Genomic DNA, 22,068 nt, shown 5'->3' on the forward strand with positions numbered 1-22,068 from the left:
CGAGTGCGCGTTCCGATCACGAGAGGCTCCTTCCTCGCCGGGCTTGCGCTCCGGCCGTGCAGTGTCCCACCGGTGAGCTCGGAGCTGCCGCGCAATCGCGTTCGTCACGAGCCGGCAGCGTGGTCGGTCCTGCTCGGCCTACCCGCACCTCGTCGGCACTAACGGAAGATCGGCTCGCGTGTTGTTCGCCGGTTCGGCATCAGCGTCACCGCGCCGGAAAAGGTGCCCACGCCCCCGGCAGGCGACAGGAGCCACCGGCGCGTTATAGCAGGCCGATTGCCAGAAGGATCACGCCGACCAGCGGCGGCACCAGCTGTTTGAGGGCCGCGCTCGCCTTGTCGGGGCTGGACAGGAGCAGCACCAGGCCGGCGGCGGTCATCGAGCCGGCGCCGGTGAACACCAGGGTGGCGCCGATCGTCGTCTCGCCCACCGCGACGAAGACGGTGCCTGCGATCACGCAGACGGCCAGGAACAGGTTGTAGAAGCCTTGATTGAAGGCCAGCGGCCTGGTCGTTTCCGCTTCGGCGGCCGAGGACACTCCGAAGATGGCCCGCGTCTTCGGCCTCGTCCACGCCACCGATTCCAGGTAGAAGATGTAGATGTGAATCGCGGCCGCAAGGCACGCGAGGATGAGACCTGCTGTCGTCACCGAACACCTCCGTGAACGTCGTCGCGCGATATAACCACGCGGCGGCCTGGACATGTCGGCGACACGGCGGGTGTCGCGGCAGACACACCTGACCGGGCCCGCGAATGCCGCACCAGGCCACCCCGACATGCCGTTCGTCTCTCAATCGTCCATCGGCGTATGCGATTTCGCTCATCGCGCGACCAATGCGGCAGGTCCGCCGTGGGCGGGGCTGGGCGAGCGCGGCTCGATGCGTGTCCCGGAGGGCGCGCAGCGGCCGTTACACTCGGTGATCTTGCGAGGTTGAGACCACAGCCGCGCGCGGCGCCGCGAACTACGCCGAGTATCGCGGTGTTCATCATGCGCAGATGTGCCTGCACACATCCGCCCGGCCGTCACGATTCATACTCGTGGGGGCCGGACACGGATGCCGGGAGTGTAGGGAAGGGTGAACACGTGGGATACGAAGGCCACAGCGGCTGCACCGCCGATGTGATCTCGGTGGGCGGTTTCGTGGTGGTGGCCGCGGCCGGTGAGGTCGATTCGCATACCGCCCCGCGGCTGGATGCGGCTGTCCAGCAGGCCGTGACTCGCCAGCCCGGACAGTTGATCGTCGATCTGTCCGCGGTCGAGTTCTTCGACTCCTCGGGAATGAATGTGCTGGTCCGCGCGCTGCGTCAGGCGGGACGGGTGTTGGTGGTGGCGCCGCGGCCGGTGCGGCGCGTGGTGGAGGTCACCGGCTTGTCGACGGTATTCGCCCTCTTCGACGACCTCGATGCCGCGGTCGCGAACGCGGGCACACACACGAACGGCTGACATCGGATGCGTCACCCCGAGAGCGGCGGCCGGAAGGCCGCGACGACCAGCGGGCAGCGCTCGCTCGAGGATCTGCACATCGAATTCCGGGCCCGCTCCGAGGAGTTGCAGCGCGTGCGGACCCTGCTGCGGGCCTGGCTCGCGGGCACGACGCTCGGACCGGATCGTGCCTACGATCTGCTGCTAGCCGTCAACGAGGCGTGCACGAATGCGGTCGAGCACGGGCATCACGGTGACGGCCGCACCATCGTGCTGCACGCCACGGCTACGCATTCGATCCGCATCACCGTCTCCGACAGCGGGACCTGGCGCGCGCCGCGAGCGGACGAGGAGGTCGATCGCGGTCGCGGCCTGCCCATGATGAACGCCCTGATGCCCGGAACCCGCGTCGTCTCGGGCGCCGACGGTACGACCGTCGAATTCGTGGTCTCGCCCACCACCGAAAAGCGATCCGATCTCGACGCCGGACAACGGTCGCGGCGCAGCTCGGCGGAGCAGCCGTGACGCCGGTTCGGCTGCGGCGCAGCGGGTTTCGCTCGTGCGACCGGATGTGGAGGTCGCCATGCCCGAATCCGTCGTGAGTGACGTGGACCGATGGTCGGCGATACCGCATCCGGCTGTGGTGGTCGATCGCGCGGGCACGGTGGTGGCGCTGACCGGCGACGCCGCGGTGCTGGTGCCCGATGCGGTGGTGGGTGAGCCGTTGCACCGCGCCGCACTGCCCTGGTTGTCCGCGGCACACGACGCGACGGCCGCATCGGACGGCGTGTCGTCGCCCGCCTCGGCGTCCGGGCGCGCAGGCGGGCGCGAACTGCATGCGGTCGCCTCTCCGGGCGCCGAGGGGACGATCGTCTGGTGGTTGCTCGGCGACACCGCGCGCTCGCTGCAGGAGAGCCGTTCGGAGTTGGAGCAGGAACGCGAACGGACCGCATTCCTGTCGCAGGCCTCCGAACGGCTGCTGGCCTCGTTGAATGTCGACAGGTGCCTGGAGACCACAGTCCGGCTCGCCGCCCGCCATCTCGCCGATGCCGCGGTGGTCGTCACTCCCCCGGCCGGGCGGGCGCTGTCGGTCGTCTCATGTGACGAACACGGTGTGGTGCGGGTGAACGTCGTCGAGGAGGATCCCGACGCGGTGGCCGGACTGAGCGAGGCGCTGCGTGGGTTCCCGCCGATTCCCTCGCAGTGGCTCGATGCCGCGGCGGTGCCGGCGTGGCTGCTGCCGCCCGGTTTCGCCAACCGCACAGGCTCGGTGATCGTGACTCCGCTTCCCGGCCATGGAGTTTCGGCCGGGGCGCTGGTACTGCTGCGACACTCCGGCGAGCGGATCTTCGACGAGCGCGACGAAATCTTCGCCCAGTTGTTCGCCGGCCGCGCGGGTATCGCGTTGTCGGCGGCACGGCTGTACGCGGAGCAGACCAGCATCACGGCGATCCTGATGCGCGAGCTGCTGCCGCCGCAGCTGCACCGGGTCCACGGAATCGACTTGGCCGGCGCCTACCGGGCTTCGGAGAATCACGACATCATCGGCGGGGACTTCTACGACGTGCACCGCGCGGCGACACCGGACGGGGAAACCCTCGTCGTGCTCGGCGACGTCTGCGGTAAAGGTCTCGAGGCCGCCGTGCTGACCGGCAAGATCCGCAACACCGTTCACGCGCTGGTGCCGATGGCCGAGGATCACCAGCGGATGCTCGCCCTGCTGAACGACGCGTTGGTGTCCTCGCACCACGACCGGTTCGCCACGCTGGTGCTGGCATCGGCCGTATATCGGGAAGGGCGGGTGCTGCTGCGGCTGACTTCCGCCGGGCATCCGCCGCCGTTGATCGTGCGCGCCGATGGGACCGTCGAGACGGCCGAGACGCGTGGGCAATTGGTCGGCGCGCTCCCCGACATCACCGCCACGACTTTCCGGACTTCGCTCGCGCCCGGGGAGACCTGCCTGCTCTACACCGACGGTGTGACCGAGGCCCGCGGCGGCCCGCTGGGCCGGCGCATGTTCGGTGAGGAGCGTTTGATCGCCGCGCTGGCGCAGTGTGCGGATATGCCCGCGGAGGCGGTGGTCGAGCGCGTCCACATGCTCACCACCCAGTGGGTCGGCCGCAACCAGCACGACGACATCGCGGTCGTCGCGATCACCGCGCCGCGCACCCCGACCCTCGTGATCGACTGACCCGCGCAGCGAAGGAGCCGCCGTACATGTCCGAGCCGCATCGCCGAATCGCCCTCGACGCCTCCGCATTTCGTGACGAGCTGTGGACGGCGGTCACGGGCCGTGACGAACGGGCGGCGATCGGCATCGTGCTCGCGGCGCTGGATGCGGGTCTGGAACCGGAGGCGGTCCTGCTCGATGTGATCGCCGCCGTGCAGCGCCGGGTGGGTGCGGAATGGGCCGCGAACACCCTCAGTGTCGCCGACGAGCACACCGCCACCGCGATCAACGATCGTGCCGTGACGGCACTGGCTCTGCATGCAGCCGGTACGCGCCCCGCTTCGGCCGGGCGGGTGACCGTCGCGTGTGTGGACGGCGAATGGCATGCGCTGCCCGCCCGGCTGGTGGCCGAGGTGCTGCGGCTGCGTGGCTGGCACGTCGACTTCCTCGGCGCCCAGGTGCCCACGCGGCACCTGATCGCCCACCTGCACAACACCGGCCCCGATGCCGTGTTGCTGTCGTCGTCGCTGCCGACCCGCCTGCCGTCGGCGCACGGCACGATCACCGCATGTCAGGCGGCCGGAGTGCCGGTGCTCGTGGGCGGTGCGGCGTTCGGGCCGCAGGGCCGCTGGGCGGACCTGCTCGGTGCGGACGCCTGGGCGCTGGATGCCGCGACCGCGGCCGAGCTGCTCGCCCGGGGGCTGCGACGCGAGCAGCAGGCGCACCGGACGCTGCCGCATCTGACCGATCAGGAATTCACCATGATCGCCCGCAGCACACCGCAGTTGCTGGCGGCCACCATGGCGGAGCTGGAGCACCGTTTCCCCGCGATGCGCGAGTATTCCGAATTCCAGCTGGAACGCACCGCCGAGGATATCGCGCAGATACTCGAATTCCTCGCTACCGCACTGTATCTGGACGACGCCGAGTTGTTCACCGCCTTCGTCACGTGGACCGCCGACGTGCTGAGCGCACGCGCGGTACCCGCCCACTCGCTGTTTCCCGTCATCGATCTGCTCGGTGGGCAGCTGCGGGACTTTCCGCGGGCGCGACGGATTCTCACCGCCGCCACCGAGGCCCTCACCGAAACCGCCCGCATCGCCTGACCATCGAGTGACCGACCGTCGAGTCGCGTCCGGTTGCCGCGCACAGCCCGGCTACTCCAGTTCGGCGAGGGATTCGTCGAGCCCGGTCAGCAGCCGTTGCAGATGCGGCACGCTGCGGCGGCACCCGACGATGCCGAAGTGCATGGCACCATCCGAACTGATCGTCGTGATGTTGACCGCCTGTCCATCGAGGGGAATCGACGCCGGATAGGCGGCTTCCAGGCGCAGGCCGTTCCAGTACCGCGGTTCGGCGGCGCCGGGGACGTTGGAGATGACGATATTGAACGGCGGCGCGACGGCCGGCAGCCGCACCGGTAGCGCCGCCGATGCCAGTCCTGCCACATTGACCGCCGACAGCCCCAGGATCTGCAGCGGCGTCAGCCGCGACATGGCGTTCTTGGTCCGCGCCATCGAGGAGTGGATGCGGGCGAGTCGCGCGGCCGGGTCCGGTTCGTCGGTGGCCAGATCGCATAGTGCCGCACCCACCGAGTTGCCCTCTCCCGCTGCGGTTTCGGCGGTACCGCGCAGCGAGACCGGCACCATCGCGATCAACGGCTCGGCCGGTAGCGCCTGCTCGGCGAGCAGATATCGCCGCAGCGCGCCCGCGCACATCGCCAGCACCACGTCGTTCACGGTCGCCTCCGCGCGCGCTCCGACCGCACGCAACCGCGGCAGCGGCCACGACTGCGCGGCGAACCGCCGGGCACCGGTGATGGCGACATTGAACATTGTGTGCGGGGCCCCGAACGGGCGCGGTTCGGGATAATCCCGCGCGATCGTATATGCGCCCGACAGCAATTCGGGGACGGCGGTGCCGATCCGCCCGGCCGCGCGCACCGCGTCGGCCGAGCGGCGCAACAGTGTGCTCGGGCCGGCGCCGGGATGTCGGCCGGGAGAGCGCCACGGCGGCACGCAGTCGCGGGCAGCGGGGTCGGGCGAGAGGGCCCGCTGCCAGGTGCGGACCGCCGACACGCCGTCCATCAGCGCGTGATGTGTCTTGGTGTACAAGGCGATCCGGCCGTCGGCGAGCCCGTCGATGATGTAGACCTCCCACAGCGGGCGATGGCGATCCAGCAGCGATCCGTGCAGCATCGACACCAGCTCCAGCAGTTCACGCACCCGCCCGGGCGTGGGCAGCGAGAGCAGCCGGACGTGGTAGTCGAGGTCGACGTCGTCGTCGAGATCCCACCGCAGCGGGGAGAAACTCGCCAGCGACCGCGCGGGCCGGCGCCGGAACACCGAGGCGAGTTGGTCGCTGCCCGAGGCCAACTCCTCGTGTAACTGCCGTGCCGATCGTGTCTGCGTGTCCGAGGGACGAAACAGCGAGAGGCCGCCGACGTGCATGGGGTGTTCGCGCGATTCGAGCAGCAGGAATGCCGAGTCCAAGGGTGACATCAAAGCCATCGCGGTACCTCATCACGGTCGTTTCCGATCGGGCCGGGCGGCCACGCCTTCCGGTGATCATTGCGGATGCGACCGGATCAGGTGGGCGATCCGGAGTGTCACCGGCGCGGGCGGCTCGAGCGTCGGTAATTGCCGCGAACAATCGGTCCAAACATATTGACAATGTGAGAGGAGCCACTTCATTCTCTCATTAGGACATAGTGTCCGAACATAGTGACCCCGAAGGCGGCGCCGATGCCCACCGACGAACCTGCCGACTCCTCGCCGACCGATTCGGGCATCCTCGCGACCGTCCGGGAACATCCGGCGAATGACCGCGAACTCCGTGAAAACGACTGCCCGGACATCGAATTCACCGACGTGGTGGTGGTCGGTGCGCGCTGCGCGGGGTCGGCAACGGCCATCGCCTTCGCCCGCGCGGGACGGCGCGTCGTCGTCGTGGACTCGGCCCGATTCCCCTCCGACACCCTCTCGACCCATCTGCTGTGGCCGGCCGGCCTCGCCGAGGTGGCCGCGCTCGGCGCGTTGGAGCGGGTGCTGGCACTCGGCGCGCCCCGATTGCGAGTCGCGTTCGCCGCCGGCGCTGGGCAGGTGGTGCGGGCGCCGTTCACCGCTGTGGAAGGCATCGACTACGCGATGTGCGTGCGGCGCACCGGATTCGACGCAGCCCTGGTGTCCACGGCCCGCGCGGCCGGTGCGACCGTCCACGAATCGATGCGGGTCGTCGAACTCATCCGCGACGCCGGCCGAGTCGCCGGTGTGCGCGCGGTCGATCGTGCGGGGACCACCCACGAGATCCGGGCCCGCCTGGTGGTCGGCGCGGACGGGCGCCGCTCCACCGTGGCGCGGCTGACCGGAGCCCTGGACCCGTACCGCAGCAAGCCCAGCGGGCGGGCGTGCTACTTCGCCTACTGGCGCGACGTCCGCCCGGAATGGCGGTCGACGGCCGCGCAGTGGCGGGCCGGGGATCTGCTGGGAACCGCCTTCCCGTGCGAGGACGGTGCGGTGCTGTCGCTGATACAGCCTCCGGTCACCCACGGGCCGCGCACCGCCGGGCAGACCGAGCAGCGCTACCGCGACATGGTGGCCGCGATCCCGGAACTCGCTGTGCGACTGGCCGATTGCGAACCGATCGGCCGGGTGCGCTCGGCGACCGGCATCGTCTCCTACTTCCGCCGCTCCACCGGTCCGGGCTGGGCATTGCCCGGTGATGCCGGCCATTTCAAGGATCCGGTCACCGCACAGGGAATGCGCGATGCGATGCGCTACGGACGGTTGCTCGGCGAATACGCGGCACCGGTACTCGACGACGCGGCCGCGCTGGACCGGGCACTGACCCGATGGGAGCACCGGCGGGAACAGGACTGCCTGCCCATGTACCAGTGGACCAACCGGCTCGCCCGCGGCACCGAGATGTCACCGCTCGAGGTGCAGCTGTACCGCGCCGGTGCGGCCGACCCGAACCTGGCCGGCCTCGCCTTGGATGTGATGACCCGGGCGCGGACCCCCGACGAACTGCTGACCCCGGCACGGGCGGCGAAGTTCGCGCTGCAGGCACTGGCGCACGCGCCGGCGGCCACGGTGGTGGACACCGTGATTCGCGAGGTGCGCGACAGCGCGCAGGACTGGCGGGAACGTCAGGCGGCGCGGTGGGGTTCGGCGTGGCCGCGGTGGCCGGTGGCGGCGCCGAAGTGAGGGGCGGGCCGCCCGGCGGGCCCTCGATACTGCCGGACCGCGGTGAAAAAGATTCGCAGGCACAGAAATTCGGGCTTCGGGATCGACGCAGGGCCGGTCCCGCTCGCTGATTCGAGGAGTGGACATGACCGGTCGAGACGATGCGGGTGGATTCGGCAGGCGGCAGTTGCTGCGAGGGGCGGCGGTAGCGGGCGCGGCCCTCGCGACGAGCGGCGCATGGGCCACGGCCGCACGCGCGAATCCGCCACGCCGCCAGGTGGGCCCGGGACGCACGGTGGCGGTGTTCGGAGGTGGCGTATCCGGGTTGACCGCGGCACACGAACTGGCCGAACGCGGCTATGCGGTCACGGTGTACGAGCCGAACGCGCTCGGCGGCAAGGCGCGCAGTATGAGCGTGCCCGGCACCGGGGCGGGCGGGCGCGCGGACCTGCCGGGCGAACACGGCTTCCGCTTCTTCCCCGGCTGTTACCAGCACGTACCGGATACCATGGCGCGAATCCCGTTCCCCGGCAACGCGAACGGCGTGGCCGGGAATCTGATCCGGGTGGAGTCCACGGTCGCCGGATTCCCGGATCTGCCCCCGGTGACGGTGCCGACCGAGCTCGCCGGGTTGCGCGAACTGAACCCCGATCGCATCCGCAACTCACTCGTCGCCGGATTCGGCTTCATCCCGCAGCTGCCGCCGCAGGAATTGGCGTTCTTCGGCGACCGGATGATGATGTGGTTCACCAGCTCCCCCGAACGCCGCTTCGGCCAATGGGAGTACCGATCGTGGATGGACGCGGTCGGCGCCGCCGGGAAGTCGCAGGCCTATCGGGACTACCTGGCGCGAGCGCTGACCCGGATCACGGTGGCGGCGAAGTCGGAGACCAGCTCCGCGCGCACCATCGGAACCATCGGGGAGGCACTGGTTTTCGCGGGCGCCGGCATCGCGCCGCAATATCGCGGCGGGGTGGATCGAATCCTGAACGGCCCCACCAACGAGGCGTGGATCGATCCGTGGGTGGCGCATCTGTCCGGACAGGGGGTCCGGTTCGTCACCGGCGCGGGCCTGGCGAGCCTGCGCCTGTCGGGTGACCGGATCAGCGGCGCGAACGTGGGCGGGCGTGCGGTACAGGCGGATTGGTACGTGTGCGCGATGCCGGTCGACCGCGCGGCCACGATCCTCGACGACGACATCCTCGCCGCGGACCCGGCGCTGGCCGGGATGCGGGAACTGGTGCTGGACTGGATGGTCGGCGTGCAGTTCTATCTGCGGCAGCCCACCGGCGTGCCGGAAGGACATATCGCGGCACTCGGCTCGCCGTGGGCGATCACCGCACTGCGGCAGGCGCCGATGTGGCGCGGCGATTTCGCGGCCCGCTACGGCGACGGGACGGTGGTGGAATGCTTGTCCGCGGACGTCTCGGACTGGGACACCCCCGGCATCCTGTACGGCAAACCGGCCAAGCAGTGCTCGAAAGACGAAGTGGTGCAGGAGGTGTGGGCGCAGCTGAAACGCTGGCTCAACACCGGCACCGGCTGGTTACGCGACGACGACCTGCACTCGTGGTTCGTCGATCCGGGTGTGCATTTCGAGGAGGGCGGCAACCGCAACGACACCCCGCTGCTGGTGAACACCGTCGGCTCCTGGGACCACCGGCCGGAGGCGCATTCGGCGATCGGCAACGTGTTCTTCTGCGGCGACCACGTACGGACCGGCATCGATCTGGCGACGATGGAAGGCGCCTGCGAGGCGGGACGCAAGGCTGCCAACGCGGTGCTCGACGCCGCAGGTGACACGGCACCGCGGGCGGCGGTGTTCCCGATGTACGCACCGCCCGAACTCGAGCCGTTCAAGCGCATCGACGCCGACCGCTATCGGGCCGGGCTGCCGCATCTACTCGAGCTGTGAACGGCGGCGCAGGAATTCGGCGGTCTCCGGGCTCGCGGGCAGGAACGACTCGATCGCGAGCTCGGCGACCGTGACGTTCATCGGGCTGCCGAAAATGGTCATGGTGCTGATGAAATCCAGTTCTATGTCACCGCGTTCGCCGTCGTGGTGGCGCAGTCGCAGCGGGACGACGGCCTGATCCGGTTCCGGCAAGCCGGGATCGTCACGGCCCCCGGGATATCCGAGCAGTTCGGTGCGCAGCTCCGCCAGATCGGCCGAGCCGGTGGCCTCGATCTGGCGATCGACGCGTTCGAACAGATGTCCGCGCCACTGCGCCAGATTCAGGATGCGCGGCGCCAGCCCCTGCGGGTGCAGGCTCAGCCGCAGGGCGTTGACCGGCGGTGTGAGCAGGTCGGCGGGAATGCCGTCGAGGAACAGGGCGACACCGGAATTGGCGTCGACCATATTCCACTGCGCGTCCACGGCCAGGGCCGGATACGGCTCATAGCCGGTGAGGATCTGCCGCATCGCGGTGCGGACGGGGGCCATGGTGGGGGTATCCAATCCGGGTTCGGCATAGACCGGGGCGTAGCCGGCGGCCAGCAGCATCCGATTGCGTTCGCGCAGTGGGATGTCGAGCTCCTCGCTGAGGTGCAGGATCAGCTGGCGGCTCGGCGTGGACCGGCCGGTTTCGACGAAGCTGAGGTGACGGGTCGAGGTTTCGGCGCGCCCGGCCAGCTCCAGCTGGCTGAGGCGGCGGGTGCGACGCCAGTGGCGCAGCAGATCTCCGGCGGTATGGGTCGGCACCTGCCCGATCGTATGCGGGTGCGGTCGGCGTGACGATTACCTCCCGGGTCATGATCGCTGTCCGGATGCCCGGCGCCCGGCTCACGGTTAGGGTGGATTGCGTGTCGTTGGTGCAGGCTGGACTGGACCGGCTGCCCGAACGCTGGCGCGCACTGTTGCTCGCCCATCGGGAGCTGATGAAATTCGCCGTCGTCGGCGCGATCACCTGGTTCGTGGACACCGGAGTGGTGTACGCGCTCAAGCTGACCGTGCTGCCGGACAAGCCGCTCACCGCGCGCGCGTTCGGCGTGCTGATCGCGACGATCGTCTCCTACATCCTGAACCGGGAATGGTCGTTCAACACCCGCGGCGGACGCCGGCGCGGCCACGAGGCGGCGCTGTTCTTCGCCGTCAGCGCGCTGGCGGTCGGCGTCACCGTGATTCCGCAGGCGGTCTCGCTGTACGTCTTCGACATCCGGGTGCCGCATGTCAGCCCGTTCACCCAGGCCGTATCCAACTTCATCACCGGGCAGATCCTGGGCGTGCTGCTGGCGATGGCATTCCGGTTCTGGGCGTTGCGGCGATTCGTCTTTCCCCAGGATCTGCGCGAGGCCGAGCTGGAAATCCTCTGACCCCGGACCGCCGAAACCGCGAGGGGTGACGGGCATCACGCCGAGTGGGAACCGCTGGACCTGGCGGCCGAGCACACCGGCGAGCACCGATACCATGATCGGGTGCGAGCAACGGCCGACCCTTCCACGCGACTGCGTGGTGGCTCCGTCGGCGCCGCCGCCGGCACGGTGAGTATCGCCGCGCACGCCCTCGGTGGCGGCACGGTGGCACCCGGTTCCACGGCGATCATGATGCTGATCGCCGCGAGCACCGCGATCGGCTGCCTCGCCGCGCACGCCCGCACCGGACTGTTCCGGCTCATGGGCCTGCTCGCGATCGGACAGCTGCTCGGCCATCTGGCGCTGACGCTGTCGCCGGACTGCCACGACGTGCTGATCACCGCGCCCATGCTGGTCGCGCACCTGGCGGCGACGGTGGCCGGGGCGATTTTGGTCCGCGGCGCGGAAACCACGCTGCGACGCGCGGTTTCACTGATTCGACGCGCGGTCGGCGCGGTTACCCATTTCCTGGGAATCAGCGGCGCTCCGGTCGTCGTCTCGGTGCCGGATACGGTGACAGTGCCGCGGCGGCTCGTGCTGGCGTCGGGCACCGGGCGGCGTGGGCCGCCCGCCCTCAGCCGTTCGTTCGCTGCCTCGCATGGCGTCGTCGCGTGGGCGTGATACCGGTATCTCGGTGGACGTCCACTGTCTCGCCGGATCGGGACCTGAACTTCCGATGACCGTCAACAGCTGAGCTGCGCGATACGCGGATAGTCCCCAGGTAGCCGGGAGCCGCCGCAGGGTGCGCCCAGCGGGGGCCCGCAGCCCACCACCGGTGGTTCGCCACTCGGCAATCGGCAATCGGGGGTACGGCGACCCGAATGGACCGTGCCGCACGGCACCTGGACGGCCCGCTACGCGATCGGAAGCGGTCGCTCGAGCAGTCCAGGCTGCGGGACGCTGTCGGACCGGGCTCACACCCGGTATCAGCCTCGGTTGTCCGGTGCGCCGGGTCGACGTCGGCATGCCCGGCTTTTCCGGTGACGATGACCACTGTGGCCCTCCGCGACCGCCAATCGCTGATCCCAAGCAGTACTGTTCCGGCCGCCCATCCGTCCACGGTTCCGATAGAGCCCGGGTCGATCGGATGCCGGACGAGCCGCATGCGGCCGGTTCCGGGTGGTCATCCAGGTCGAACCCTCCCGCAGCTTGGCAGCAACGAGCGAATACCGATGGCGGAGTACGGCAAACGCTCACTCACCCGTATACAGCGCAACGCGCAGACCCGCGTGCAGCAAGCACCCGGTCGCGGTGAGTGTGTCCGCTACGCACCCTGCCGCCCCACGATGAAACCTCTTCTCATGCAACGGAGTTCACCAATGTTCTCTCTCCCCCACGCCGGGCGTTCCGCTCTCACTTCGGGTGACCGCGGTCCCCGGCGGCCGGCATCCGACGCCCGGCCGCACAGTGCGACACGGCCGCCTCGTGCCACGGCCGGCCCCGTGCACCGGCACCGGTCCGCGGCCCTGCTGATCACCGCCACGGCCTCGATCCCGCTGCTGCTGGCCGGATGTTCGTCCGGCGGCACATCCACTGCCGCGGACGCCAATTCGGTCACCGTGAGCGATCAATGGATCAAGGCCGCCGATGCGGGCATGTCGGCGGCGTTCGCGAATTTCACCAACAACAGCGACCACGAGACCCGCGTCGTCGACGCGACCAGCCCGGCGTCGGCGCGCATGGAGATCCACGAGGTGGTCGAGTCGAACGGTGCGTCCATGATGCGGCCCAAGGCCGGCGGTCTGGCGATACCCGCACACGGCAGCGCGAAATTGACGCCGGGTGGCGACCACCTGATGTTCATCGATCTGAAGGCGCCGCTGCGCACGGGAGCCCAGACACCGGTCACGGTGAAATTCGCCGACGGCACCAGCACCACCTTCACCGCGCAGGTGCGTGACTTCGCGGGCAATCAGGAGAATTACTCACCGACCCCGGCCGCCCACGGTGGCTGAGCGGCTCTCGCGGCGGCGGCTACTCGGCGGCAGTGCGGCCGCGGCCGGTGCGGCGGGCGTCGCGGGGCTCACCCTCGGCGCCGACCGCTGGGCGCGCCACGCCGAGACCGCCGACCCGGGCACCGCGCGCGAACCGTTCTACGGACCGCATCAGGGTGGGATCGCGACCGTGCCGCAGCAGCATGCGGCGTTCGTGGCCTTCGATCTGCGGCCCGGCACCGGCCGGGCCGACCTCGTGGGATTGCTGCGCATCTGGTCCGGCGACGCGGCGCGGCTCGCGGCCGGCGAACCCACGCTGGCCGATACCGAACCGGAGCTGGCTCGCCGGCCCGCCCGGTTGACCGTGACCGTCGGATTCGGCCCGCGGCTGTTCACCGTGGCAGGGCTCGAATCCGCACGGCCGCAGTGGCTCGCGCAACTGCCCGGCTTCACCATCGACCGGCTCGACTCCGCATTCTGTGAGGGGGATCTGCTGCTGCAGGTCTGCGCGGACGAGGCGACGACGGTGGCGCATGCGGTACGGGCGCTGTCACGCAGCGTGACCTCCCTGGTGACGGTGCGCTGGACCCAGCGCGGATTCCGCAACGCTGCTGCCGGGCAGACGATGCGCAATCTGATGGGCCAGGTCGACGGCACGGTCAACATCGCCCCCGGAGCCGATCTCGATCGGCTGGTGTGGGACGACGGCGCGACCGTGCCGTGGCTGCGCGGCGGCACCTCGATGGTGTTGCGACGGATCGCGATGAATCTGGACACCTGGGACCAACTCGACCCCGAGGGACGGGAACTGACCGTGGGCCGGCGCATCGCGACCGGGGCGCCGCTGACCGGTACCCGCGAATCCGATGATCCGGATTTCGCGGCCGTGGACGCCCACGGCATCCCGGTCATACCGCCCTCGGCGCATATCGCCCGGGCGCATCACACCAGCGACGGCGAGCGTTTCCTGCGGCGGGGCTACAACTACGACGATGCCCCCGCGCCCGGGACCACCTCGAATTCGGGGTTGTTGTTCGCCGCCTACCAGCGCGATATCGCGGCGCAGTATCTGCCGGTGCAGCGCCGCCTGGCCGAATTCGACGCCCTGAACACCTGGACCACACCCGTCGGGTCCGCGGTGTTCGTGATTCCGCCGGGAATCACCGACGCACAGGGCTACCTCGGCCAGACCCTGCTGGAGGGCTGAACGGGCGTCGGATGCGGTTCGGCAGTCGATGCCGAACCGCATCCGACGCCGCGCGGCTCAACGCGATCGCCGAGCTTCGCGGTTCAGTGCCACAACACGGCCACGAACACGTTGGCGATGGCCAGCAGTCCGGCGGCGTCGGCCATCCAGGCAATCGTCTTGCCACGCTTGGCATCTGCGTGCGCGATCTCGGCCAGACCGGCCACGGCGACCGCGATGACCAGTTTCACCACGATCTTGGCCATGTCGAGATTCTTGTCGAGGGAATCGATGCCGTCGGCCATGCCGACCAGGATCAGACCCGTGACGATCTGCGCTCGCGCACCCCACAGCATCACCTGCGACACCGCGGGCCGGCCGGCAGCGTATCCGCCGATCACCGCGGCGAGACCGAGCAGGTGGGCGATGACCACCAGGTTGTAGACCACTGTCATGGCTCACAGCGTAGAGGATCGACGCAGATTCAACGACACTGCGTAGTAGAACAGCTCTCGCCCGCCTCCCCCGCATATCCGCACCGCCCCAGGCGTTCTCGCGATGTCGCCCTTCTCACAGCGCCGGTTTCCTGCGTGTAGTCCGGGCGCTCGGCAGGTCGCCGCGACCCCCACGGGGTGCCGACCGGTTTGGATGCCGGCGCGTGGGGAAATACGCGCGTTTCACGCCGGATCGGGTCGGGTAGTCATCTTCAGGTGGCTCTCTTCGTTCGTGCCGCGGCAACGGTGCGGAATCGAGTGGGTCGGGACTGCTGGGTCGCTTGGTGATGGCTAGGAGAAGAGGGTGGCGGTTGTACTCGTGCTGCGCGCACGTGGACTGGGTGATCTCCTCACCGCGGTCCCCGCTCTTCGTGCGCTGCGCCGGGCGAGGCCACGCGATCACATCGTGCTGGCCGCACCGCACCGGCTCAAACCCATCGTCGACCTCATCACGTCGGTGGACGAGATGGTCGCCGCCGCCGACCCGCATACCATGCGCTGGGACGGCGCGCCGCCCGCGCTGGCGGTGAACCTGCAGGGCTCCGGCGCCGAGGGCATCGTCGAATTGGCCCGCACCGAACCCGCCCGGTTGCTCAGTTACCGCAATGCCGCCTTCCCCGATCTCGACGGCCCCGAATGGCAAGCGGATATGCACGACATCGACCGCTGGTGCCATCTGCTGGAGTCGGCCGGAATCAGCGCCGACCGCCGCAATCTCGGCCTGGTGCCGCCCGTGGCCACCACCAGCCACCGCGACTGTGTGGTCGTGCACGTGGGCGCCGGGGCACCCGCCCGCCGCTGGCCCGGTGAACGCTTCGCCGCGGTGATCCGGCATCTGCTCGTCCAGGGGCGCGAGGTCGTGGTGACCGGCGACGAATTCGAACGCGATCTCGCCCTCGGCATCGCCGCGCGTGCCGGCCTGTCGCACGACCACGTGCTGGCCGGGCAGCAGAATCTCATCGAACTGTCGGCCACCGTCGCCGAAGCCGCGCTGGTGGTATGCGGCGATACCGGCGTCGCACATCTGGCGACGGCATTCGGCACCCGCACCGTGGCCCTGTTCGGTCCCACCGCGCCCGGCCGCAGTGGACCGCCGCCGCATCTGTCCGGCCGCCACATCGCGTTGTGGGCGGGCAGCGCCGGTGACCGTGATGGCGACACCCCCGATCCGGGTCTGTTGCAGATCACCGTTCCGGATGTGGTGGAAGCCGTCGACACGCAGCTGGACCGGCGCCGGTGGGCCGAGGCCGACCGCCGCGGCACCGCATATCGCCGCGTCGGCTGAGTTCCGCGCCGCGGACGCGGTCAGCGTGGTAATCGCCACGAACCACCGGACTGGACACGTTCGGGCAGTATCGTGTGCCGATGATCACCGTCCGAACCAAAATCTGCGGTATCCGTAGCGAGTCCGATCTCCGGGCCGTCGTCGCAGCCGATGCGGACGCGGCCGGATTCATTTCGGGCACGACGCATTTCAGCGAAGACGAACTCGACCCGGAATCCGCCCACCGATTGTCCAGGCTGGTGCCCTCCTCGATGGAACGCGTACTGGTCACCCATCTCACCGACGCGGGCGAGGTTCTGCGCCTCGCCGATCGGATCGGCGTCGACTGCATCCAGTTGCACGGCCTGATCTCACACGACACCGCACGCGCGGTCCGGCGCGGCGCGGGCGGTCGGCGGGTGATCCGCGCGATCCACGTCACCGGGCCGGAGGCGATCGACGCCGCCGAGCGGGCGGCGCCCGATTGCGATGGGCTCGTACTGGATTCGCGATCCACCGACCGGCTCGGCGGCACCGGGCGCACCCACGACTGGTCGATCAGCGCACGCATCGTCGAACTGTTCGACAGCCCGGCCTTTCCGGTCATGCTCGCCGGCGGACTCAACCCGCACAATGTCCCCGCGGCGATCGACGCGGTCCGGCCGTCCTGGGTCGATGTCAATTCCGGCGTCGACGACGGCCGGGGTGACAAGGACCCCGCGCACTGCACCGAATTCGTCAGGGCGGCACGCGATGTCGCGGCGCCGATCGCTGCTCTAGCCCGGCCGCGATCAGAATGAGCAGCCCCGCGGCGGCGGTCGCCGCCGTGGGCAGACTGTGCGTGGCCACCGCTCCCACCAGAGTGGCCACCACGGCCTCGTTCAGCCCGATGACGCTGGCCGTGGCCGCGCTCAGTTCCCGCAGGGCCTGCCAGTAGAGCGCGAATCCGGGTCCGAGGAGAGTGGCGCCCACCGCGGCCAGTTCGATCGCCACCCGCCCGGAGGGTGGATCCAGCAGCAGCAGCGGACTGCTCGCGATACCGCCGAACAGCAACTGCAACGCCGCCGAGGTGATCGTGTGGTCCGGACCCGAGTGCCGGGCGATCACGCTGACCAGCAACGCGACACAGGCCGCACTGCCCAGTGCCAGAACGCATCCGGTCACCGCGGCGATCTGCGGGTCGCCGCCCGGGTGCCGCCAGGCGACCAGCCCGATCGCCGCCGCGACCAGGAGCAGTTCGAGCAGTACCGGCAGCGTCGGCGCGCGCCGGCCGCGGACCAGTGCGGCGGCGATGATCAGCATCGGCGCGGTCAGGTGCAGGGCGACCACCACCGGCAGCGGCCCGATCCGCAGCGCCGCCACGTACAGGACCAGATTCGCCGCCTCCAGCCCGCCCAGCCGGAAGTACAACGCCGGATGGGCGGTGAGCGTTGTCCACGGGTGCTGACCGCGCAGCCGCGCCGACACCAGCAGCGGCACCGCTCCGCCGAGAGCCACCAGGCCCGCGGTGGTGGGAGCGGCCAGCGTCGCCAGCAGGGCGCTGGAGGTACCCCACAGGCAGGTCACCGCGACCATGCGCAGGAGCGGGGCGCTCATCGGCTCAGGCGAGCAGATAAGTGACCACCGGCATGACCAGCGCGGTGAACGCGGCGAATACCGCGCTCGCCACCCGCCGCTTGGGTAGTCGCGGAAAGCGCGTCGCGAGACCGCAATACGTGCCCACCGCGATGAGTACCGTGCCCCATACCACCAGCGCGCGGCTGCCGACCGTGCCGAATACGGTGTCGAAACCGACCGCCAACGCGAACACCGTCGCGCCGGCGGACGCCGCCAGCACCAGCAACGCCTGTCCCGCAGTCGAATTCATCAGCAGGCGATGCCCGCCCAGTGTGGCGATCGCCTGCGGGTCGGTGCGATGGGCGCCGTCGACCCGGCAGATCTCGTCGTACACCTTCGCCGGATTCACGCGCTCGTTGATCGCCGGGCGCACCTGCAGCAGTGCCTCCAGCGCCTGCGTGGTGGCATACGAGGTGACCGGCCCCTCGTCCGAGATGCGGAAACCGCCCCGGTAGATGGCCAGTGCGTCCATCTCCTGCATATCCAGCAGCGCGACGATCGCCGCCCGCACGGCCGGGTCGAAGATCGTGCGGCTGTCGGCCGCGATCACCGCCCCGACCGCCAGGTGCAGGGTGAGATGGCGCCAGGTGTCGACGAGATCGTCACGGCGGAAGATCTCGGTCTCGATATCCCACTCACCCCGGCGCAGTCCGGTCAGCAGTCGCTTGACCGCCAGCTCGCACGCGCGTTCGGCGCGTTTGTCACCGATCCGGACGATCTCCGGCCGGGCGAGCACGGCGGCGATGTGGGCCGCCGCGTACATCGGCAACGTCCGCGGCTCCTGATACGTCGACGACACCAGATAGGCGATGCCCCGCGAGATGGCCTGGTGGCGTTCACCGTCGAAGGCCCCGCCACCGATCAGCGCCTCGACCGCGGCAGCCGTCGCGGTGATCGACACCGGGCCCAGGAAGCCCGACATGCGCCAGCCGCCGGTTTCGGAATCCTGTTGGTCCAGCAGATTTCGCACGGCCCCGGCCAGATCGGTGTCGGTCTCCGCGATTCCGAGACAGCGCAGGGCGCGGATCCGCCACGCGACGTCGATCGGGGTGCGGAAGTACCATTCGTCGCCGATCGGCCGTTGCACGACCGTTGCCCGCACCAGCATGGCAACTTTTGCGGCACGCGGGATTTCGCACCCGGCCCGATGCAGGATGCAGACCACCTCGGCGGTGTTCTGCGGATTCGGCGGAACATCGGGGATCCAGCCCCACCCCGCACCCCCGTCGAGATGCGGTAACTGACTGCCGCGCAGCCATTCCACTGCCATCCGGATACGCTCGTCGATGTTCGACACGGCCCTCCGCCCCCTTGATACGAAGCCCCGGAGATTTTCGATGGGGCTGATAACCGCCAAGTTACTCGGATGGTCCGACAAGCCGCGCCGCCGAACAATGCCCGAATTGCCTGGTAGCGAGCATATTTCGGTTTCGTCTCGAGCCGCGGCATCCCGTTCGCCGTGGCCTGTGCAGCGAAACGCCAAGGCCGCGAGCGGGATTCACGCGGGGTGTGCGTGGATGTCGGCAACCGTGGATGGGCCTGTTATCTGCCGGCAGCCGTCCCGTGGCCGTACCGCTTCCGGTCCGACTCGGAATTGCAATCCACGACGCGCCGATAAGGTCGGCGACAGACCGCCGGAGGCAAAACCCGTGACAGAGCTCGCCTTCCGCCGCCACGTACCGGTACCGGAGTATGAGAGCCGAACAGTACGTCCGGGGGACGCGCGACGGGCATCGCCGCTCCTACCTTCGCGTCATGACCACGATCACCTCCCCCGCCCGCCGATGGCACCGGCCGCTGTTGTGCACCTCGGCGGCGATGGCGGCACTCGCCCTGTGCTGCCTGTGCGCCATGCCGTTCGACGATCGCCGCATCCTCGGTGAGTCGGTGTGGCTCAAACCCGGCAAGTTCGGGATCGCCTTCTGCCTGTACACGCTGACCCTGGCGTGGCTGCTGTCGGTGCCGCATCGCGGTGCGCGCGTGACCTGGTGGGCGGGAACCGTTTTCGCCGTCACCGGCGTCGTGGACGTGGGTTTCATCGTGGTGCAGGCCGCTCGCGGCACCTTCAGCCACTTCGACACCGAAACCGATGCGGTCAATTCGATCGGCCAGATGGTGTTCGCCTCCGGGGTCCCGGGCCTGTTCCTGGCGAATCTGGTCGTGGCGGTGATCCTGTGCCGCCAGCGCGTCCTCGACCGCCCCACCAGCCGGGCAGTGCACGCCGGGCTCGCCATCGCGGTCGCCGGGATGGCGCTCGGATATCTGATGGGCTTCACCGGCGAGCAGACCGTGCGGGACGCGCAGGGTCGTCCGGTGCGGCTGGCGGCCGGGCATACGGTGACCGATACCGCCCTGCCCGTGCGCGACGGCGTCGGCGACATGCCGATCACGCATTGGAGCACGATCGGCGGTGATCTGCGGATTCCGCATTTCGCGGGACTGCACGGCATCCAGGTCCTGCTCGCGGCGGTCGCGATCACGGCCTGGCTCGCACGCCGGCGGCCCTGGCTCGACGAACGGGTGCGCGCCCGGTTGATCGGTGTGCTGGGCCTCGGGTACGCCGGGCTGGTGGCGCTGCTGTTGTGGCAGGCGCTGCGGGCGGTGCCGTTGATCCACCCCGATCGCGCCACCGTGCTCGCATTTCTCGCGCTCGGCGTGGTGACCCTGGGCGCGGGCGCGGCCGTCGTGCGGCACGGTCAGCGCAGCCGTTCGGCGTCCTTGGCGAGTGCCACCAGATTGGCGGTCAATTCGGCCAGCTCCGAGGGGTCGGCGCCCTCGGCGACGGCGGTGGCGACATCCTCGGCCGCGCACCGGGCGGCGAACCAGCGGTCGGCGAGGTCGGCGGCCTCCTGAGCGCTCAGCACCACCGAATCCTCCGGTATACCCGTCCCCTCCAGCCCCTTTCGATGTTCGTAGGCGCGCTGGCGGCAGGATTGCCGGCAATACCGGCGGCGACGGCCGATCTCGGTATCGGCGATTTCCCGGCCGCACCACAGGCACGACGACAGCACACGGCGCGACATGACCCGACACCTTAGCCGCCCGCCCGCCACCCGCGCCCGGGCCTCGCCGGAACCGGCGAATCACCGCTACCGGCCGGGCCGAAGGCGGCGAGGCCCGGCCGAGACCGTAAAATACTGCGGTTGACCGTCGCGGGAACCGATCGGGCCGCCGGCGCGTTGATAGTCCAGTAGAACGTTGCCGACAGGCCAGAGAGGACCGCACACCATGGCAGATCGCGTACTCCGAGGTAGCCGGCTCGGAGCGGTGAGCTACGAGACGGACCGCGACCACGACCTGGCACCACGTCGAGTGGCGCGGTACCGGACCGACAACGGTGAGGAGTTCGACGTCCCGTTCGCCGACGACGCCGAAATCCCGCCGACCTGGCTGTGCCGTAACGGTCAGGAGGGCATCCTGATCGAGGGCACCACCCAGGAACCCAAGAAGGTCAAGCCCCCGCGCACCCACTGGGACATGCTGCTGGAACGCCGCTCCAAGGAGGAGCTCGAGGAGCTGCTGCAGGAGCGCCTCGAACTGCTCAAGACCCGGCGCGGCCGGTAATTCGAGGAACAGCAAAAAGTCCCCCCGCACTGCAGGTGCGGGGGGACTTTTCGCTGTCGGGACGGTCAGTGGCTGGCGACCTTGCGGTACTGCAGCAACGCCAGCGGCACCGCGATGAGAAGAATCGCCACCGAACACGCCACCGCGTATTCCACGCAGTGATCGACCGGCCAGCCGTGCGGGGCGGTGAAGGTCGGCGGTGAGCTGTTGGCGAACAATTTCCTCCCCGATGCCGAGACCGCGGTGATCGGATTCCACTCCGCGATCGAGCGCAGCGGGCCCGGCAGGGTCTCGGCGGAGATGAAGGCCGAGGAGATGAACGTGACCGGGAACAGCCAGATCAGTCCCGCGCTTTGGGCGACCTCGACATTCGGCGCGATCAGCCCGGTCAGCGCGCCCACCCACGACATCGCGAACGCGAACAGCAGGATGATCGCGAACCCCAGCGCCGCATCGGCCACCGAGCCGTTGATCCGCCAACCGACCAGATAGCCGCAGGCCACCATGACGGCCAGCGCCACCACGTTGACCATCGTGTCGGACAGGGTGCGGCCCATCAGCACCGCCATCCGCGACATCGGGAGCGTGCGCATCCGGTCGATGATGCCCTTCTGCAGGTCGTTGGCCAGGCCCACGGTGGTGAACGCGGCGTTGAAGGCGACCGTCTGGGTGAAGATGCCGGCCAGCAGGAATTCGCGGTACTGGCCGCCGCCCAGCGACGCCCCGAAGATGTAGGCGAACAGGAACACGAACATCAACGGCTGGACCGTCGCGGTGACCAGCAATGTCGGCACCCGCAGGATGGTGAGCAGATTGCGGTAGGCGATGATCGCGCTGTCGCGGAAGACCCGGACCGGCGCCGCGATGGTATGGACGTCCTT

21 protein-coding genes are annotated in these 22,068 nt (G+C 69.5%); 13 read left to right on the forward strand and 8 right to left on the reverse strand.

Annotated elements, in window-relative coordinates:
- Positions 1-262: 262 nt before the first annotated feature.
- Entirely contained in the window at positions 263-649 is a 387-nt protein-coding gene (locus C8258_RS20790; protein WP_106956640.1) for a DUF1304 domain-containing protein, read from the reverse strand.
- Between the two features lie 435 nt (positions 650-1,084).
- On the opposite strand from C8258_RS20790, the gene C8258_RS20795 reads away from it, so the two are divergent.
- The 4 genes from C8258_RS20795 to C8258_RS20810 are packed head-to-tail and all read left to right on the forward strand — an operon-like array spanning position 1,085 to position 4,699.
- Positions 1,085-1,444 (forward strand): STAS domain-containing protein, encoded by a 360-nt coding sequence (locus tag C8258_RS20795; RefSeq protein ID WP_199195788.1) that lies wholly within the window; start codon positions 1,085-1,087, stop codon positions 1,442-1,444.
- Positions 1,445-1,450: 6 nt separating this feature from the next.
- Positions 1,451-1,948, forward strand: coding sequence for an ATP-binding protein (locus C8258_RS20800; RefSeq protein ID WP_106956641.1), 498 nt, complete (start codon positions 1,451-1,453; stop codon positions 1,946-1,948).
- Between the two features lie 58 nt (positions 1,949-2,006).
- Positions 2,007-3,614, forward strand: coding sequence for a PP2C family protein-serine/threonine phosphatase (locus tag C8258_RS20805; protein ID WP_106956722.1), 1,608 nt, complete (start codon positions 2,007-2,009; stop codon positions 3,612-3,614).
- 26 nt (positions 3,615-3,640) lie between these two features.
- On the forward strand, positions 3,641-4,699 hold the full coding sequence (locus C8258_RS20810) for a B12-binding domain-containing protein (RefSeq protein ID WP_106956642.1): 1,059 nt from the start codon (positions 3,641-3,643) through the stop codon (positions 4,697-4,699).
- A 51-nt stretch (positions 4,700-4,750) separates the two neighbouring features.
- Here C8258_RS20810 and C8258_RS20815 read toward each other — a convergent pair whose 3' ends face one another.
- Positions 4,751-6,103, reverse strand: coding sequence for a wax ester/triacylglycerol synthase family O-acyltransferase (locus tag C8258_RS20815; protein ID WP_106956643.1), 1,353 nt, complete (start codon positions 6,101-6,103; stop codon positions 4,751-4,753).
- 234 nt (positions 6,104-6,337) lie between these two features.
- Here C8258_RS20815 and C8258_RS20820 point away from each other — a divergent pair, with 234 nt between their 5' ends.
- Positions 6,338-7,798 (forward strand): NAD(P)/FAD-dependent oxidoreductase, encoded by a 1,461-nt coding sequence (locus C8258_RS20820; protein WP_106956723.1) that lies wholly within the window; start codon positions 6,338-6,340, stop codon positions 7,796-7,798.
- A gap of 124 nt (positions 7,799-7,922) precedes the next feature.
- The gene (locus C8258_RS20825; RefSeq protein WP_106956724.1) at positions 7,923-9,692 is read left to right on the forward strand and encodes an FAD-dependent oxidoreductase; all 1,770 of its coding nucleotides are present in this window, start codon (positions 7,923-7,925) and stop codon (positions 9,690-9,692) included.
- Here the strand turns inward: C8258_RS20825 and C8258_RS20830 are convergent.
- On the reverse strand, positions 9,678-10,478 hold the full coding sequence (locus tag C8258_RS20830) for a helix-turn-helix domain-containing protein (RefSeq protein ID WP_106956644.1): 801 nt from the start codon (positions 10,476-10,478) through the stop codon (positions 9,678-9,680). The genes C8258_RS20825 and C8258_RS20830 overlap by 15 nt on opposite strands.
- Positions 10,479-10,579: 101 nt before the next feature.
- Between C8258_RS20830 and C8258_RS20835 the strand changes: the two genes are divergently transcribed.
- The 4 genes from C8258_RS20835 (at position 10,580) to C8258_RS20850 (ending at position 14,269) form a co-directional block, all read left to right on the forward strand.
- Positions 10,580-11,089: a GtrA family protein gene (locus tag C8258_RS20835; RefSeq protein WP_036501181.1), complete on the forward strand. Its 510-nt coding sequence runs from the start codon at positions 10,580-10,582 to the stop codon at positions 11,087-11,089.
- A gap of 102 nt (positions 11,090-11,191) precedes the next feature.
- Positions 11,192-11,749: a hypothetical protein gene (locus C8258_RS20840; RefSeq protein WP_106956645.1), complete on the forward strand. Its 558-nt coding sequence runs from the start codon at positions 11,192-11,194 to the stop codon at positions 11,747-11,749.
- Positions 11,750-12,570: 821 nt separating this feature from the next.
- On the forward strand, positions 12,571-13,083 hold the full coding sequence (locus C8258_RS20845; protein ID WP_369974787.1) for a copper chaperone PCu(A)C: 513 nt from the start codon (positions 12,571-12,573) through the stop codon (positions 13,081-13,083).
- Positions 13,076-14,269 carry a Dyp-type peroxidase gene (locus C8258_RS20850; protein WP_106956647.1) on the forward strand — a complete coding sequence of 398 codons (1,194 nt, stop codon included), beginning with the start codon at positions 13,076-13,078 and terminating at the stop codon, positions 14,267-14,269. The genes C8258_RS20845 and C8258_RS20850 overlap by 8 nt, the downstream gene beginning before the upstream one ends.
- An 83-nt stretch (positions 14,270-14,352) precedes the next feature.
- On the opposite strand, the gene C8258_RS20855 is transcribed toward C8258_RS20850, so the two are convergent.
- Positions 14,353-14,703: a hypothetical protein gene (locus C8258_RS20855; RefSeq protein ID WP_036501167.1), complete on the reverse strand. Its 351-nt coding sequence runs from the start codon at positions 14,701-14,703 to the stop codon at positions 14,353-14,355.
- Between the two features lie 343 nt (positions 14,704-15,046).
- Between C8258_RS20855 and C8258_RS20860 the strand changes: the two genes are divergently transcribed.
- Positions 15,047-16,027, forward strand: coding sequence for a glycosyltransferase family 9 protein (locus C8258_RS20860; protein WP_106956648.1), 981 nt, complete (start codon positions 15,047-15,049; stop codon positions 16,025-16,027).
- Positions 16,028-16,107: 80 nt separating this feature from the next.
- On the forward strand, positions 16,108-16,806 hold the full coding sequence (locus tag C8258_RS20865) for a phosphoribosylanthranilate isomerase (protein ID WP_051024579.1): 699 nt from the start codon (positions 16,108-16,110) through the stop codon (positions 16,804-16,806).
- Here the strand turns inward: C8258_RS20865 and C8258_RS20870 are convergent.
- The 3 genes from C8258_RS20870 to C8258_RS33310 all read right to left on the reverse strand — a co-directional run bounded on the left by C8258_RS20870 (position 16,745) and on the right by C8258_RS33310 (position 20,646).
- Positions 16,745-17,602 (reverse strand): DMT family transporter, encoded by an 858-nt coding sequence (locus tag C8258_RS20870; protein WP_106956649.1) that lies wholly within the window; start codon positions 17,600-17,602, stop codon positions 16,745-16,747. The genes C8258_RS20865 and C8258_RS20870 overlap by 62 nt on opposite strands.
- 4 nt (positions 17,603-17,606) lie before the next feature.
- Positions 17,607-18,893: a hypothetical protein gene (locus tag C8258_RS20875; RefSeq protein ID WP_146161290.1), complete on the reverse strand. Its 1,287-nt coding sequence runs from the start codon at positions 18,891-18,893 to the stop codon at positions 17,607-17,609.
- 1,426 nt (positions 18,894-20,319) lie between these two features.
- Positions 20,320-20,646 (reverse strand): hypothetical protein, encoded by a 327-nt coding sequence (locus C8258_RS33310; protein WP_223273776.1) that lies wholly within the window; start codon positions 20,644-20,646, stop codon positions 20,320-20,322.
- A 205-nt stretch (positions 20,647-20,851) separates the two neighbouring features.
- Between C8258_RS33310 and C8258_RS20885 the strand changes: the two genes are divergently transcribed.
- Positions 20,852-21,187 carry an RNA polymerase-binding protein RbpA gene (locus C8258_RS20885; RefSeq protein ID WP_030517018.1) on the forward strand — a complete coding sequence of 112 codons (336 nt, stop codon included), beginning with the start codon at positions 20,852-20,854 and terminating at the stop codon, positions 21,185-21,187.
- 65 nt (positions 21,188-21,252) lie between these two features.
- Here C8258_RS20885 and C8258_RS20890 read toward each other — a convergent pair whose 3' ends face one another.
- Complete coding sequence (locus tag C8258_RS20890) at positions 21,253-22,053, reverse strand: ABC transporter permease (RefSeq protein ID WP_106956725.1); 801 nt, start codon at positions 22,051-22,053, stop codon at positions 21,253-21,255.
- Positions 22,054-22,068 lie beyond the last annotated feature (15 nt).

The organism is Nocardia sp. MDA0666 (genome assembly GCF_003023875.1).
GTDB classification, from domain to species: Bacteria; Actinomycetota; Actinomycetes; order Mycobacteriales; family Mycobacteriaceae; genus Nocardia; species Nocardia aobensis.

Excerpts from the sequence above, each read along its gene's own strand:
- C8258_RS20815 (WP_106956643.1), bottom strand. The coding sequence starts at position 6,103 with ATGGCTTTGATGTCACCCTTGGACTCGGCATTCCTGCTGCTCGAATCG.
- C8258_RS20800 (WP_106956641.1), top strand. The coding sequence starts at position 1,451 with ATGCGTCACCCCGAGAGCGGCGGCCGGAAGGCCGCGACGACCAGCGGG.
- C8258_RS20885 (WP_030517018.1), top strand. The coding sequence starts at position 20,852 with ATGGCAGATCGCGTACTCCGAGGTAGCCGGCTCGGAGCGGTGAGCTAC.
- C8258_RS20870 (WP_106956649.1), bottom strand. The coding sequence starts at position 17,602 with ATGAGCGCCCCGCTCCTGCGCATGGTCGCGGTGACCTGCCTGTGGGGT.
- C8258_RS20865 (WP_051024579.1), top strand. The coding sequence starts at position 16,108 with ATGATCACCGTCCGAACCAAAATCTGCGGTATCCGTAGCGAGTCCGAT.
- C8258_RS20820 (WP_106956723.1), top strand. The coding sequence starts at position 6,338 with ATGCCCACCGACGAACCTGCCGACTCCTCGCCGACCGATTCGGGCATC.
- C8258_RS33310 (WP_223273776.1), bottom strand. The coding sequence starts at position 20,646 with ATGTCGCGCCGTGTGCTGTCGTCGTGCCTGTGGTGCGGCCGGGAAATC.
- C8258_RS20810 (WP_106956642.1), top strand. The coding sequence starts at position 3,641 with ATGTCCGAGCCGCATCGCCGAATCGCCCTCGACGCCTCCGCATTTCGT.
- C8258_RS20855 (WP_036501167.1), bottom strand. The coding sequence starts at position 14,703 with ATGACAGTGGTCTACAACCTGGTGGTCATCGCCCACCTGCTCGGTCTC.
- C8258_RS20805 (WP_106956722.1), top strand. The coding sequence starts at position 2,007 with ATGCCCGAATCCGTCGTGAGTGACGTGGACCGATGGTCGGCGATACCG.
- C8258_RS20825 (WP_106956724.1), top strand. The coding sequence starts at position 7,923 with ATGACCGGTCGAGACGATGCGGGTGGATTCGGCAGGCGGCAGTTGCTG.
- C8258_RS20875 (WP_146161290.1), bottom strand. The coding sequence starts at position 18,893 with ATGGCAGTGGAATGGCTGCGCGGCAGTCAGTTACCGCATCTCGACGGG.